Source organism: Streptomyces anulatus (assembly GCF_000721175.1).
GTDB classification, from domain to species: Bacteria; Actinomycetota; Actinomycetes; order Streptomycetales; family Streptomycetaceae; genus Streptomyces; species Streptomyces anulatus_C.
The window spans coordinates 732,809-746,136 of sequence record NZ_JOEZ01000016.1 but is presented as its reverse complement, the minus strand read 5'-3'; the positions used below and the strand labels follow the sequence as shown (position 1 = coordinate 746,136).

Below are 13,328 nucleotides of genomic sequence, written 5' to 3'. Positions count from 1 at the left end.
GTGGGTGGGGTGGTCGGTGGTGGTGCCGGTGCGGGGGTCGGCAGGGTGTCGGTCATGTGGTCGGCGGTGGTGCCGGTGACGAGGTCCAGGAGTGTTTGGGGGTCGTGGGGGGTGGTGTGGGGGGTGAGGAGGGTCACTTTGAGCCGGAGGCGGCCTTCGGCGTGGGCGCGGCCGAGTGCGGCGTGGGCGCGTTGGAGGAGGGTCCGGCGGACGGTGGCGATGGTGTGGTCGTCGGTTCCGGTGGGGCGGAAGAGGGCGGTGCTGATGGTGGGGCGGTCGTGGAGGTCGAGGGTGGGTTTGGTGATGAGGTCGGCGAGGTGATGGGGGGTGGTGAGGGTGCGGTCGACCCTTCGGGGTGCGCGGGGGTGGATATGGCGGCTGTCCCGGGTTTCGGGTGGCGCGGCCGAAGAGCCCAACGATCTGGACTCGAAAGGGGTACTGGCGGCCGGTGTGGCGGGGGCCGGGTGAGGTGGGGTGGTAGGGGTGTGCGGGTGTTGGATGGGTGTGCGGGTGGGGTGGTCTCGCCGGGTGTTGCTCAATGAGTGAATTGCAAAATTCTGCAATTCACTACATGCTGGGTGGGCCGTTCCGTCGTCGTACGCGGGGCGCGGCCACCGCTCGGCTCTCCTGCCCGCGGCGGTGACGTACTGCCGAGGAGAGGCCCCGCCATGCCGGTCCCCCTTTATCAGGCCAAGGCCGAGTTCTTCCGGATGCTCGGGCATCCGGTGCGTATCAGGGTCCTGGAGCTGCTCCAGACGGGGCCGTTGCCGGTGCGGGATCTGCTGGCCGCGATCGAGGTGGAGCCTTCGGCGCTCTCGCAGCAGTTGGCGGTGTTGCGCAGGTCCGGCATCGTCACCGCGACCCGGGAGGGTTCCACGGTGGTGTACGAGGTGGCGGGCGGTGATGTCGCCGAGCTGATGCGGGCGGCGCGGCGGATCCTGACGGAGATGCTGTCCGACCGGGACGGGCTGCTCGCCGAGCTGCGGGAGGCCGAGGTGTCCGCGCCGTGAGCGGGTACCCGGATGTGGCGGCACGGGGTTGGGGGCGGGTGCGGGCTCTGCTGCCCGTGCGCGCCGACTTCGAGGCCATGACCCGTGCTCCGCGCCGTGATCTGCTCGCCGGTCTGACGGTGGCGATCGTGGCGTTGCCGCTCGCGCTCGGTTTCGGGGTGGCGTCGGGGCTGGGCGCCGAGGCGGGGCTCGTGACCGCGGTGGTGGCGGGGGCGCTGGCCGCGGTGTTCGGCGGGTCGAACCTCCAGGTGTCGGGCCCGACCGGGGCGATGACGGTGGTCCTGGTGCCGATCGTCGCGGAGTACGGTCCGGGCGGGGTGCTGACGGTCGGGCTGATGGCGGGGGGCCTGCTGATCGTGCTGGCGCTGCTGCGGGCGGGCCGGTCGATGCGGTACGTCCCGGCGCCGGTGGTCGAGGGGTTCACGTTCGGGATCGCGTGCGTGATCGCTCTCCAGCAGATCCCGAACGCCCTGGGGGTGGCCGCCCCGGAGGGCGACAAGGTGCTGGTGGTGGCGTGGCGGGCGGTCGAGGAGTTCGTGAGCAGCCCGAACTGGACCGCGCTCGGGATCACCGTCGGGGTGGCGGGGCTGATGACGGCGGGGGCGCGGCGGTTTCCGGCGGTGCCGTTCTCGGTGGTGGCGGTGGTCGTGGCGACGCTGGCGGCGCAGGTGTTCCACCTGGACGGGGCGACGCCGATCGGTGCGTTGCCCGCCGGGCTGCCGGCGCCTTCGCTCGGGTTCCTGGATCTGTCGGCGGTGGGTTCGCTGCTGGCTCCGGCGGTCGCGGTGGCGGCGCTGGCGGCGTTGGAGTCGCTGCTGTCGGCGACGGTGGCTGACGGTATGGCGACGGGCCAGAAGCATGATCCGGACCGGGAGTTGTTCGGGCAGGGCATCGCGAATCTGGCCGCGCCGTTGTTCGGCGGGGTGCCCGCGACGGCGGCGATCGCGCGGACGGCGGTCAATGTCCGTTCGGGCGCGGGTTCGCGGCTGGCGGCGCTGACGCACGCCGTGGTGCTGGCGGTGATCGTGTTCGCGGCGGCTCCGCTGGTGTCGCGGATCCCGCTCGCCGCGCTGGCCGGGGTGCTGCTGGCCACGGCGGTGCGGATGGTCGAGGTGGGGGCGTTGCGGGCGATGGCGCGGGCGACGCGGTCGGATGCGGTGGTACTGGTGCTGACGGCGGGGGCGACCCTGGTGCTGGATCTGGTGCTGGCGGTCGTGATCGGGCTGGCGGTGGCCGGGGTGCTGGCCCTGCGCGCGGTCGCGGCCGAGACGCGGCTGGACCGGGTGGATCCGTTTGACGGCGGCGCGGCGGGCCTGCCGGGCTCGGAGACGTACGGCAGTGGCGGCGGTAGCGGTGGTGGCGACATCGGCATCGAGCATGCCGGGGCGGCCGGGCAGGTGATGGCGTACCGGGTCGAGGGGCCGTTGTTCTTCGCCGGGGCGCACCGTTCGCTGCTGGAGCTCGGTGAGATCTCCGGCGTACGGGTGGTGATCCTGCGCATGTGCCGGGTGACCACGGTGGATGCCACCGGTGCGCTGGCGCTGAAGGACACCGTGCACCGGCTGAACGGGCGGGGCATCGTGGTGCTGGCCTCCGGGATCCGGCCTGGTCAGCGGCGGGCGCTGGAGTCGGTGGGGGCGCTGGAGCTGTTGCGGCGGGAGGGGTGTGAGTACGCCACGGCGTCCGAGGCGTTCGGCGGGGCCCGCGAGCGGCTGGCGGCGGCCGGGGTGGCGGTGGCGCGGGATGACGGGACGGTGACGGCCGGGGTGGGGGTGGCCCGTGACGGCCGGGATGCTTCGGTGGCGGTTCCGGCCGAGGAGGCGGCCCGGTGATCACGCCTCCGGACACCTTGCCGTACCGGCATGTGCTGACGCTGCCCGCACTGGGGTCGGCCGTGCGCATCGCCCGGGAGACCGCCGAGCAGGTGTTGGCGGAGTGGGGGGTGGGGTCGCAGGATCCGTGCCGGGATCCCGCGCTGCTGATCGTCAGTGAGCTGGTGGCCAACAGTGTGCGGCACGCGGCGGTGCTTTCGCCGAACGTGACGGTGGTGTTCGCGGGCGGTCCTGACACGTTCGCGTTCGGTGTGCACGACCGTCATCCGTACCGGCCGGCGCTGTTCGCGTCCGCCGCCATAGCGCCGGGGCGGGGGCTGGCGACCGTGATGGAGCTGACCCATGGTCTGGGCGGCAGCGCGGTGGTGCGGGGCGATGTCGACGAGGGCGGCAAGAGCATATGGATCACCCTCCCGCTGCGGCGGAACGGCAGGTCCCATGATCGTTGAGAGTTGTCCGGTGCAAGAGCTGTACCGGGTGGAGAAGGGCAGGAACGCGCCATGAGCGACATCGTCGTGAAGGACAGCAACGGGACCGTGCTGGCGGACGGTGACTCCGTGACCACGGTCAAGGACTTGAAGGTGAAGGGCACGTCGGAGACGCTCAAGCGCGGCACGCTGGTGAAGAACATCCGGCTCACCGGGCGCGCCGGTGAGATCGAGTGCAACACGAAGAAGGTCAAGGGGCTCGTGCTGAGGGCCGAGTTCCTGAAGAAGGCCTGACCCGGGCGGTCCCCGGGTTCATCCTCGTGGTGCGAAGGCGCGAGGATGAACCCATGGAGAAGAGTTCTGGTCAGGTGTGGTGCGGCGGTTTTCCGCCGTGCGGAACGGGGCCCCGCCGGTGAGTACGCCGCTGTACCGATTGAAGGCGGAGTTCTTCAAGACGCTGGGGCACCCGGTGCGGATCAGGGTGCTCGAACTGCTCAGTCAACGCGAGCACGCGGTGTCGGAGATGCTGAGCGAGGTGGGGGTCGAGGCCGCCCATCTCTCGCAGCAGCTGGCCGTGCTGCGCCGCGCGGGTCTGGTGACGGCCCGGCGGGAGGGCTCGGCGGTCCATTACACGCTGGCCGACCCGGGGGTGGCGGAGCTGCTGCGGGTGGCGCGGACGATCCTGACCGGGGTGCTGTCGGGCCAGGCGGATCTGCTCGCCGACCTGCGGGCGACGGGTGGCGCTCCGGGCGATCCCACGGGCGACGCCCCGGACGACGGCAACGGCGGAAGCGACGGCTGATCCGTCTCCGTGCCGGCCCGTGATCCGTATCGGCGCCCGTGGTCCGTACGGTCGTGGCGTGATCCGTACCGGCCCGTGATCCGTACGGTCGTGGGGGCGGGGAAAGGTCTTTGCCCCCACGACCGTACGCGTCGGGTCAGCCGTTCGCGGCGGTGGCCGTCCGTACTGCCAGCGCCCGGCGCAGGTCGTCGAGCTGGTCGACGAGCTTGCGGCGCAGGGCGGGGATGAGGGCCGGGTCCTCCAGGGCGCGGGTGCCGGTGGCGAGGCTTTCGGGGTCGACGGCGTAGGCGGGGAAGGCGTGGCGTCCGGCGGCCTCGGCGATGGCGGGGCCCCGGCGGGCGGCGAGTTCGGTGGCTTCCGGGTAGAAACGGGGCACGTACGCGGCGAGGAGCTCTTCCTGGCCGGGCTGCCAGAAGCCCTGGGCGGTGGCGGTGAAGAGGTAGTTGGACAGGGTGTCGTCGGTGAACAGGGCGTCCCAGGCTGCGGCCTTGGCCTCGGGGGTGGGCAGGGCGGCACGGCAGCGGGCGGCACCCTCGCGGCCGGTGGCGCTGGGGTCGGCTTCGAGAGCGGCGGCGATGGCCGTCTCGTCGGTGGCGCCGAGGACGGCGAGCCGGGTGAGGATGCGCCAGCGCAGCTCCGGGTCGAGCTCGGGCCCGCCGTGGACGGTGCCTTCGTCGAGCCAGGTGCGCAGGGTGTCGGGCTGGGTGGCGGCGTCGATGAAGTGACGTACGGCGATGAGGCGCAGGCCGGGCTGCGAGCCGTCCTCGGTGCGCCGGATGAGGTCGCGGCAGAGGTCGGTGAGGGTGGCGAGGGCGGCCGGGCGGTCCTCGGGGGCGACGTAGCGGGCGGCGATCTGCCCTGCGGCGAAGGTGAGGACGCCCTGGACGAGGGCGAGGTCGCTCTCGTGCGGGAGGTGGGTGCGGGCGGTCGCGAGGTAGGTGGCGGGGTTCAGGTCGCCGTCGCGGACCATGTCGCGGGCGGTGTTCCAGAGGACGGCCCGGGTGAGCGCGTCGGGGATGCCGGAGAGGCCGGTCAGGACGGTGTCCCAGGAGGCGCTGTCCAGGCGGACCTTGGCGTAGGTGAGGTCGCCGTCGTTGAGGACGACGAGGGCGGGGCGGCGGCCGGGGCGGACCGTGGGCTGCCCGTCGCCGGGTACGTCGATCTCGAAGCGGTCGCGGAGGGCGAGGTGGCCGGGGCCGGCCTGGGTGTTGAGGGCGTGGTCGTAGGCGCCGACGGTGATGCGGTGGGGGCGGGAGCCGTCGCGGGTGACGGCGAGGGACCAGGACTGCCCGTTGCCGTTGCCGTTCGGTGCGGTGGGGACGGCTGCGGGCTCGGGGGTGCCGATCTCGGCGGTGAGGGTGTCGACGCCGGTGGTGCGCAGCCACTGCTCGGCCCAGGCGTGGACGTCGCGGTCGGTGGCGGAGGCCAGGTTGTCGATGAAGTCGGCGAGGGTGGCGTTGGCGAACTTGTGGCGGGCGAAGTGGGCGTTGATGCCGGCCAGGAAGTCCTTCTCGCCGAGCCAGGCGACGAGTTGGCGCAGGGCGGAGGCGCCCTTGGCGTAGCTGATGCCGTCGAAGTTGAGGAGGGCCGAGGCGGTGTCGGGGACGGCGTCGGGGTCCGGGGCGACGGGGTGGGTGGAGGGGCGCTGGTCGGCGTCGTAGCCCCAGCCCTTGCGGGCGACGCCGAAGTCGACCCAGGTGTCGGGGAATGGGGTCTTCCCGGCTCGAACGGAGTTGAGGGCTCGGGGGAGGGTCGCTTCGGTGAGGGTCTGGTAGCCCATGTACTCGGCGAAGGACTCGTTCAGCCAGATGTCGTCCCACCAGGTCAGGGTGACGAGGTCGCCGAACCACATGTGGGCCATCTCGTGGGCTATGACCATGGCGCGGGTCTGGCGCTCGGTGTCGGTGACGGCGGAGCGGTAGACGAACTCGTCGCGGAAGGTGACGAGTCCGGGGTTCTCCATGGCGCCGGCGTTGAACTCGGGGACGAAGGCCTGGTCGTAGGAGTCGAACGGGTAGGGCTCGTCGAACTTCTCGTGGTAGCGGTCGTAGCAGGCGCGGGTGATGTCGAGGATCTCGTCGGCGTCGGCGTCCAGGTGGGGCGCGAGGGAGCGGCGGCAGTGGATGCCGAAGGGCAGTCCGGCGTGTTCGGTGGTGACCGAGTGCCAGGGTCCTGCGGCGACCGCGACGAGGTAGGTGGAGATGAGCGGGGTGGGGGCGACGGTCCAGTGCCCCTGTCCCGTGTGTTCGGCGACGCCGTTGCCGAGGACGGTCCAGCCTTCGGGGGCGGTGACGTCGATGGCGAAGACGGACTTGAGGTCGGGCTGGTCGAAGGCGGCGAAGACGCGCTGGACGTCCTCCATGAACAGCTGGGTGTAGAGGTACGTCTCGCCGTCGGTGGGGTCGGTGAAGCGGTGCATGCCCTCACCGGTGCGGGAGTAGTGCATCGCGGCGTCGATGTGCAGTTCGTGGGGGCCGGCGGCGAGTCCGGTGAGGGGGTAGCGGTTGCCGTCGAGGAGGGCGGGGTCAAGGGGTTGTCCGTCGAGGCTGACCGAGCGCAGGGTGGCGGGCTTGACCTCGACGAAGGTGTCTCCGGCCGCGCGGGCGGTGAACCGGATGGCGGTGGCGGAGTCGAAGGTCTCCTCGCCGGTGGTGAGGTCGAGGGCGATCGTGTACCGCTCCACGTCGAGGATCTGGGCTCGGGTCTGCGCTTCGTCGCGCGTCAGTACGGACATGGCCCCATGCTGCCGCACGGGGTGGGGCGGGCACAGGGGGGTTCTCGCTGGGCGTACGGGCGGACCGGGGGGGGCGGGCGGACACCCCCTGGGGCTGCTGCCGCTCACCATCTCGTCGGCGCGGCAGACCGAGTACCGGCTGGTGGCCCTCCGGGGCCGTTCAGGAATCGGAGGCCGTAGCGCCTCGGCCGTCGTAGCCCCCGCTTCCCGTTTCGTCGGCGATGCGCTCGTGGTGACGGATCACCTCGGCGATGATGAAGTTCAGCAGCTTCTCGGCGAAGGCCGGGTCCAGGTTCGCGCTCTGGGCGAGCTGCCGCAGGCGGGCGATCTGGCGGGTCTCGCGGGCGGGGTCGGCGGGCGGCAGTTTGTGGTCCGCCTTGAGGCGGCCGACCTGCTGGGTGGCCTTGAAGCGCTCGGCCAGCATGTGGACGACGGCGGCGTCGATGTTGTCGATGCTTTCGCGCAGCCGGTTCAGCTCGGTCCGGACGGACGCGTCGATTTCGCTCGTGCTCATGGTCAGCGAGCTTAGACGCACCGGCGATCGGGGGTCGCGAGAAGGAGCGGGGCTGGGTGCAGCAGCTGCAAGGCGGAGAACCGAGGCATGGCGGAGCCATGGTGACTGACGAGGACGCGGCAGATGTGCGCGCCCAGCCCCGCGACGCCGCCCCTCGGTCGCCGGTGGTCTTGGACCGCCGCTGTCAGGTGGTGATCGTCGGCGGGTCGTCTGGGTCGGGCACCCGGTCGCTCCAGCCGCCGGGCACGCTGCGGCCCTGCTGTTCGCGGAAGCGGACGGGGGCGGTGCCGACGCGGCGGGCGAAGAGCCGGGAGAAGTAGGCGGGGTCGTCGTAGCCGACGCGGCGGGCCACGGCGGCGACGGGGAGGTCGGTGGCGGCGAGGAGTTCCTTGGCCCGGCCGAGGCGGATGCCGAGCAGGTAGTCCTTGGGGCTGCATCCGGCGCCGCGCCTGACGGCGGTGCGCAGTTCGGCGGGGGTCATGCCGTGCCGGGAGGCGTGCTCGGCGACGGTGAGCGGCTGGTAGGCGTCGCGGGCCAGTGCCTGGAGCACGGGGTCACCGTCGGGGCCGGTGTCGGCGCGGGCGCGGCGCAGGGAGACGAGGAGTTCGTGGACGGCGGCCCCGGTCTCCACTTCCAGGAGGGGGTTGCCGCGGCGGGCGGCGCGCACGATGCGGCCGATGGCGGCGCGGGGGGCCGCGGTGTCGGAGAGCGGGACGAGGGGGCGGTCGGGCTCGATGTAGCCGAGTTCGGTGTACGTGGTGGTGGCGGGGCCGGTGAAGTCGACGAAGCTCTCGTCCCAGCCGGTGCCGGGGTCGGCGCCGTAGTGGTGGGGGGTGCCGGGGGTCAGCCAGATGAGGCTGGGTCCGGTGACGGGGGTGCGGCGGCCGTCGGGGCCCTTGAACCAGCCGGTGCCGGAGTTGACGATCACGGCGACGTGGTGGTCGAGGGTGCGGGGTCCGACGGTGGGCAGCGCGCCGTGCTGGAGTCCGACGCCGAGGCAGACGAGGCCCAGGCGGTGGTGGAGCGGGCTCGGGGTGAAGAAGCGCATCCAGGTGTGGTACGTCGGCATTCCGCTTCTTCCTTCCTGCTTCCTGGGCGCCCGCTTCCTGGGCGTTGTGTCCAATCAGCAGCGATCTTTGTCCATGGACCCGGTGCGCGCCAGAGGTGAAGGTGGTCGGACCGATTCGCCGGAGGGCCGCGGGTGCGGCCGAGCACAGGAGCGTACGAGCACCATGACCGACTTCACCGTGGGGGACGACTGCTTCCGGTTCGACGGGAAGCCCGTACGGCTGCTGTCCGGCGCCCTGCACTATTTCCGGGTGCACGAGGAGCAGTGGGGGCACCGGCTGGCGATGCTGGCCGCGATGGGGCTGAACTGCGTCGAGACGTACGTGCCGTGGAATCTGCACGAGCCCCGGGAGGGCGAGGTCCGGGATGTGGGGGCGCTCGGCCGGTTCCTGGACGCGGTGGAGCGGGCGGGGCTGTGGGCGATCGTGCGGCCGGGTCCGTACATCTGTGCCGAGTGGGAGAACGGCGGTCTTCCGGTGTGGGTGACGGGCCGGTTCGGGCGGCGGGTGCGGACCCGGGACGCGGCGTACCGGGCGGTGGTGGAGCGGTGGTTCCGCGAGCTGTTGCCGCAGGTGGTGCGGCGGCAGGTGTCCCGGGGCGGTCCGGTGATCCTCGTGCAGGCGGAGAACGAGTACGGGAGTTACGGCAGCGACGCGGTGTATCTGGAGTGGCTGGCGGGGTTGTTGCGGCAGTGCGGGGTGAGGGTTCCGCTGTTCACGTCGGACGGCCCGGAGGACCACATGCTGACCGGTGGTTCGGTGCCGGGTCTCCTCGCGACGGCGAACTTCGGTTCGGGGGCGCGGGAGGGCTTCGAGGTGCTGCGCCGGCACCAGCCGAGGGGGCCGTTGATGTGCATGGAGTTCTGGTGCGGCTGGTTCGACCACTGGGGGGCCGAGCCGGTGGTGCGGGATCCGGAGCAGGCGGCCGGGGCGCTGCGGGAGATCCTGGAGTGCGGGGCGTCGGTGAACATCTACATGGCGCACGGGGGGACGAACTTCGGGGGCTGGGCGGGGGCGAACCGGTCAGGTCCGCTGCAGGACGAGTCGTTCCGGCCGACGGTGACGTCGTACGACTACGACGCGCCGGTCGACGAGTACGGGCGGGCCACGGAGAAGTTCTGGCTGTTCCGGAAGGTCCTGGAGGGTTACGCCGAGGAGCAGTTGCCCGCGTTGCCGCCGGAGCCGGCGGGGTTCACCGCGCCGGTGCGGGTGGAGCTGGACGGGTGGGCCGGGCTCGGGGACGTCACGGAGGCGCTGGGCGATCCGGAGACGGAGTCGGGGGTGCCGCCGACGTTCGAGGAGCTGGGCGTGGACCGGGGTCTTGTGCGCTACCGGGTGGCGGTGCCGGGTCCGCGCCAGGCGTATCCGCTGGGGGTCTCGGGGCTGCGGGACCGGGCGGTGGTGTACGTGGACGGGGTGCGGGCGGGTGTGCTGACCGAGGAGTCCGGCACGCTGCCAGAGCCGGTGGCGGGCCCGGCGGAGGTCGAGCTGTGGGTGGAGTCGCTGGGCCGGGTCAACTACGGGCCGCGACTCGGCGAGCCGAAGGGCGTCACGGGCGGGGTGCTGCACGAGCGGCAGTATCTGCACGGGGTACGGGCCCGTGGGCTGCGGCTGGACGCCTTCGAGGCGGCGGGCGCGGTGGCGGCGGTTCCGTTCGGGCCGGTGGAGGCTGCCGCGGGGGCGGGGGACGCGGGGCGGACGGGCCTGTTCCGGGGGACGTTCACGGTCGAGGGCGCGGCGGGCGTCGGTCATGCCGGGCTCGAACTGCCGGGCTGGACGCGCGGGTTCGTCTGGGTGAACGGTTTCTGCCTGGGCCGGTACTGGTCGGCGGGCCCGCAGCGGACCCTGTACGTGCCGGGTCCGGTGCTCCGCGCGGGCGCCAACGAGGTGTGGGTGCTGGAGCTGGAGGACGCGGGTGAGCCGCACGTGGAACTGGGCCCGGGGGCGCCCGTACGAACGGGTGCCCCCGGGGTGGTTCAGTCGTGATCACCGGCCGGACGCGCGGTGATCCGGTGTCCGGGCCGGTCGCCCGGCCGTGGGCGGTGCGATCCGCCGAGCCGGGGTCAGGGCCAGTGGTCCGGCCGGGGTCGGAGCCAGTGGTCCGGCCGGGGTCAGAGCGAGTCGGCAGCGGAGACGATGTCGCCCGCGAAGTGCGAGACCTCGGCGTAGACGCCCGGGTAGTCCGGGCGGGCACAGCCCTGGCCCCAGCTGACGATGCCGACCTGGACCCACTCGTCGGAGTCGTCCTTGCGGAACATCGGGCCGCCGGAGTCGCCCTGGCACGTGTCGACGCCGCCGGTGCCGAGGAGGCCGGCGCAGATCTCCTCGTCGGCGACGAGGTCGCCGCCGTAGGCGGACTGGCAGTCGGCGTCGGAGACGAACGGGACCTCGGCCTTGAGGAGGTGGCGCTGCTGGCTGCCGCCCTCGCGGTCGGCGCCCCAGCCCGCGACGGTGAAGGTGCCCTCGTCGTAGGTGCTGTCGGTGGCGATCTTCAGGGTGGGCTGGTCGATCGGCTGGGCGAGCTTGATCAGCGCCCAGTCCTTGCCGGTGCCGTTGTAGCCGGGGGCCTGGAGGACCTTGGTGGACCGGACCTTGACGGCGTCGGGCGACCGGAGGTCGGCGACCCCGCCGGTGACGGTGATCGAGGTGTCGTTGCCCGAACCGTCCACGCAGTGGGCGGCGGTGAGGACGATGTCCTGGGCGTAGAGCGCACCGCCGCAGCCCATGGAGAGCCGGACCATGAAGGGGAACTCGCCCTGTTCGGCGCGTTCTCCGCCGACGATCGGCTGGGGGGCCGCGGCGGCGGGCTGGAGGCTGACGGTCGCGAGGGCGACGGCGGCTATGGCGACGGAACACCTTTTCAGCGCGCTCAGAAGCTTCACGGAGGCCTTCTTTCGTGGGGGGATTTCGTGTGGGGGGTTGCTGTGGGAGGTTGCCGTGCTGCGTTGTGGTGCAGGGATTCCGGTACGGCTGTGGGGTCGCGTGGTCCGGCACGCATGTCCTGGCAGGGGTGACGGCCTTCAGCACCGAAGCCGAATTGGTCATGTACCCGACAAGAACGATCCGATTATCGGTGCCGGGTGACCGCCGCCACAAGGCGCACTTTCCAGCCAAGATCATCGGAGGGCTTTCCCGGCCCCTCCCCGCCCTTCCGGGCCCTTTCCGGACCCACTCCCCGGCCCGGCATACAGTGGAGGTCCGTCGACCGTCACGGATGGGGGGTTCCGGCGTGGCGAACGGACCTCCGGGCGCACCCGTCGTCCACGGCTTTCCGCATCTGGACACGGTCCGCTCCGCCATCACCGCGCTCTACCGGCGGCTCTCCGCGGACGGCGTCCACGCCTATGCCACCAGCCTCGCGCCCGTCGACGCCGCGTTCACGGACCAGGACGATCTGCACCTGGGAGCCCAGCGGGTGGCGCGTTCCCTGGTCCACCACCTCCATCTGCCCGAGGCCCGGATGATCGTCGGCTTCCGGGCGATGGAGCACGCGGCGAGCGTGGAACTCACCGCGGGCCCCGAGTACTTCATCGAGCTCAACGACCGTTTCCGCACCCACCGCAGGGACATCGGGGCGGCGCTCGCGCACGAGGTCACCCATGTACTGCTGCACCGGCTCGACCTGGAGTTCCCCGGGACCCGCGCCAACGAGATCCTGACCGACACGACGACGGCGTACCTCGGTGCGGGCTGGCTGCTGCTGGACGCGTTCCGGGAGGACGCCACGTCCCGTCAGAAGCTCGGCTACCTCACCCCGGAGGAGTTCGGATACGTCCTGGCCAAGCGGGCGTTCGCGTTCGGCGAGGACCCCTCCCCGTGGTTCACCAGTCCCCAGGCGTACACCGCGTACACCAAGGGGCGGGAGCGGGCGCTGCGGGATCTGCGCAGACCTCCGCTGACCGCCGCCGGCTGGGCGGGCCGCCGCCGCTACGCCAAGGACCGGCGGTACGCCCAGGACCACCCCGGCACCGCCCCGGACCCGAACGTTCCGTACGCCTTCGAGACCGGCGACCGGGGACTGCGCGTCTCCTTCCCCTGCCCCACCTGCCACCTGCGCGTCCGGGTCCCCGTCCGGGGCCGTTTCACCGCGCGCTGCGGGCTGTGCCGGACCTCCCTGGAATGCGACACCTGAGCACGGGGGTTGTCAGCGGCCCGCCGTAGGATCGAAGCATGACGAACGAGCCGAGCAGGGACGAACCACACCTGTTCGACGCGCTGTACGAGGACGAGAACGCGGTCGTACGGGCGCTGCGCTCGGGTGCTCGGGCCGAGTCGAGCGACGAGGAGGGCACGACGGCGCTCTACCTGGCGTCGGTCCAGGACCGCGTGGGAGCGGTGCGCCTGCTGCTCGCCGCCGGGGCCGACCCCAACCGGGCGAGCGGCCCCGGGGCGAGCGACCTGCCGCTGTGCGGGGCGGCGTGCGGCGGGCACACCGAGGTGGTGGAGGCGCTGCTGTCCGCCGGGGCCCGGCCGGACCTGCGCGAGGAGTTCGGCTTCACGGCGCTGCGGTGGGCGGTCGGCCTGGGACACGCCGCGACGGTGGAACTGCTCCTCGCCCGTGGCGCGGACCCGCTGCTGCCGGGCCCCCAGGGGGAGGCGATGCTGGTGCCGGCGGCGCGGCGCGGATCCCTGCGGACGGTACGGGCGCTGCTCAGGCACGGCGCGGGGGCCGCGGGGCAGGAGTCCGTGGTCGCCCTGGCGCTGGCCGAGGCGCGGCGCATCGCCGGACTCGATCCGGAACGGGAGTTGCGGCGGCACCTGGAGGAGGCGTACGGCTCCGGCATCGAGACGTTGACGCTCCACGACCGGAGGGACGGCGAGGAGACCATGGCGGTGGAACTGCTCCGGGACGGGGTGCCGTCGGCGGGCACGGACCAGCACATGGGACACGCGGAGATCGCGGCCCTGCTGGCGCAGCCGGCGTAGTCGCCGCCCGGGCCC

At 72.5% G+C, this 13,328-nt stretch carries 12 protein-coding genes and 1 pseudogene; 8 read left to right on the top strand and 5 right to left on the bottom strand.

Annotated features, from left to right (window positions below; genetic code table 11):
• Positions 1 to 347 (bottom strand): annotated as a pseudogene (locus IG90_RS0121560) (aspartate aminotransferase family protein); the annotation flags it as partial.
• Between the two features lie 321 nt (positions 348 to 668).
• Here IG90_RS0121560 and IG90_RS0121555 point away from each other — a divergent pair.
• The 5 genes from IG90_RS0121555 (at position 669) to IG90_RS0121535 (ending at position 4,072) form a co-directional block, all read left to right on the top strand.
• Complete coding sequence (locus tag IG90_RS0121555) at positions 669 to 1,010, top strand: ArsR/SmtB family transcription factor (protein WP_030586789.1); 342 nt, start codon at positions 669 to 671, stop codon at positions 1,008 to 1,010.
• A 77-nt stretch (positions 1,011 to 1,087) separates the two neighbouring features.
• Positions 1,088 to 2,842, top strand: coding sequence for a SulP family inorganic anion transporter (locus IG90_RS0121550; protein ID WP_233436031.1), 1,755 nt, complete (start codon positions 1,088 to 1,090; stop codon positions 2,840 to 2,842).
• Entirely contained in the window at positions 2,839 to 3,291 is a 453-nt protein-coding gene (locus IG90_RS0121545; protein WP_030586785.1) for an ATP-binding protein, read from the top strand. Before IG90_RS0121550 ends, IG90_RS0121545 begins: the two co-directional genes overlap by 4 nt.
• Positions 3,292 to 3,342: 51 nt before the next feature.
• A complete protein-coding gene (locus IG90_RS0121540) occupies positions 3,343 to 3,564 on the top strand; it encodes an alkylphosphonate utilization protein (protein ID WP_030586782.1) in 222 nt (73 codons plus the stop codon).
• Between the two features lie 118 nt (positions 3,565 to 3,682).
• Positions 3,683 to 4,072: an ArsR/SmtB family transcription factor gene (locus IG90_RS0121535; protein ID WP_033894516.1), complete on the top strand. Its 390-nt coding sequence runs from the start codon at positions 3,683 to 3,685 to the stop codon at positions 4,070 to 4,072.
• Positions 4,073 to 4,208: 136 nt separating this feature from the next.
• Here IG90_RS0121535 and pepN read toward each other — a convergent pair whose 3' ends face one another.
• The 3 genes from pepN to IG90_RS0121520 form a co-directional block, all read right to left on the bottom strand.
• Complete coding sequence (gene pepN, locus IG90_RS0121530; protein WP_030586776.1) at positions 4,209 to 6,806, bottom strand: aminopeptidase N; 2,598 nt, start codon at positions 6,804 to 6,806, stop codon at positions 4,209 to 4,211.
• Between the two features lie 160 nt (positions 6,807 to 6,966).
• Positions 6,967 to 7,320: a chorismate mutase gene (locus IG90_RS0121525; RefSeq protein ID WP_030586773.1), complete on the bottom strand. Its 354-nt coding sequence runs from the start codon at positions 7,318 to 7,320 to the stop codon at positions 6,967 to 6,969.
• A 184-nt stretch (positions 7,321 to 7,504) separates the two neighbouring features.
• Positions 7,505 to 8,389 carry an AraC family transcriptional regulator gene (locus IG90_RS0121520; protein ID WP_030586770.1) on the bottom strand — a complete coding sequence of 295 codons (885 nt, stop codon included), beginning with the start codon at positions 8,387 to 8,389 and terminating at the stop codon, positions 7,505 to 7,507.
• 163 nt (positions 8,390 to 8,552) lie between these two features.
• On the opposite strand from IG90_RS0121520, the gene IG90_RS0121515 reads away from it, so the two are divergent.
• The gene (locus IG90_RS0121515; protein WP_030586768.1) at positions 8,553 to 10,373 is read left to right on the top strand and encodes a glycoside hydrolase family 35 protein; all 1,821 of its coding nucleotides are present in this window, start codon (positions 8,553 to 8,555) and stop codon (positions 10,371 to 10,373) included.
• A gap of 125 nt (positions 10,374 to 10,498) precedes the next feature.
• On the opposite strand, the gene IG90_RS0121510 is transcribed toward IG90_RS0121515, so the two are convergent.
• Positions 10,499 to 11,269: a S1 family peptidase gene (locus IG90_RS0121510; protein WP_030586764.1), complete on the bottom strand. Its 771-nt coding sequence runs from the start codon at positions 11,267 to 11,269 to the stop codon at positions 10,499 to 10,501.
• A 347-nt stretch (positions 11,270 to 11,616) separates the two neighbouring features.
• On the opposite strand from IG90_RS0121510, the gene IG90_RS0121505 reads away from it, so the two are divergent.
• Positions 11,617 to 12,519: a hypothetical protein gene (locus IG90_RS0121505; protein WP_030586761.1), complete on the top strand. Its 903-nt coding sequence runs from the start codon at positions 11,617 to 11,619 to the stop codon at positions 12,517 to 12,519.
• A gap of 38 nt (positions 12,520 to 12,557) precedes the next feature.
• Positions 12,558 to 13,313: an ankyrin repeat domain-containing protein gene (locus IG90_RS0121500; RefSeq protein WP_030586758.1), complete on the top strand. Its 756-nt coding sequence runs from the start codon at positions 12,558 to 12,560 to the stop codon at positions 13,311 to 13,313.
• The last annotated feature ends 15 nt before the right edge of the window (positions 13,314 to 13,328 follow it).

What these genes read in the sequence shown, in the direction of transcription:
- IG90_RS0121555 (WP_030586789.1), top strand. Translation starts at nt 669, where the DNA reads ATGCCGGTCCCCCTTTATCAGGCCAAGGCCGAGTTCTTCCGGATGCTC.
- IG90_RS0121550 (WP_233436031.1), top strand. Translation starts at nt 1,088, where the DNA reads ATGACCCGTGCTCCGCGCCGTGATCTGCTCGCCGGTCTGACGGTGGCG.
- IG90_RS0121540 (WP_030586782.1), top strand. Translation starts at nt 3,343, where the DNA reads ATGAGCGACATCGTCGTGAAGGACAGCAACGGGACCGTGCTGGCGGAC.
- pepN (WP_030586776.1), bottom strand. Translation starts at nt 6,806, where the DNA reads ATGTCCGTACTGACGCGCGACGAAGCGCAGACCCGAGCCCAGATCCTC.
- IG90_RS0121525 (WP_030586773.1), bottom strand. Translation starts at nt 7,320, where the DNA reads ATGAGCACGAGCGAAATCGACGCGTCCGTCCGGACCGAGCTGAACCGG.
- IG90_RS0121520 (WP_030586770.1), bottom strand. Translation starts at nt 8,389, where the DNA reads ATGCCGACGTACCACACCTGGATGCGCTTCTTCACCCCGAGCCCGCTC.
- IG90_RS0121515 (WP_030586768.1), top strand. Translation starts at nt 8,553, where the DNA reads ATGACCGACTTCACCGTGGGGGACGACTGCTTCCGGTTCGACGGGAAG.
- IG90_RS0121500 (WP_030586758.1), top strand. Translation starts at nt 12,558, where the DNA reads ATGACGAACGAGCCGAGCAGGGACGAACCACACCTGTTCGACGCGCTG.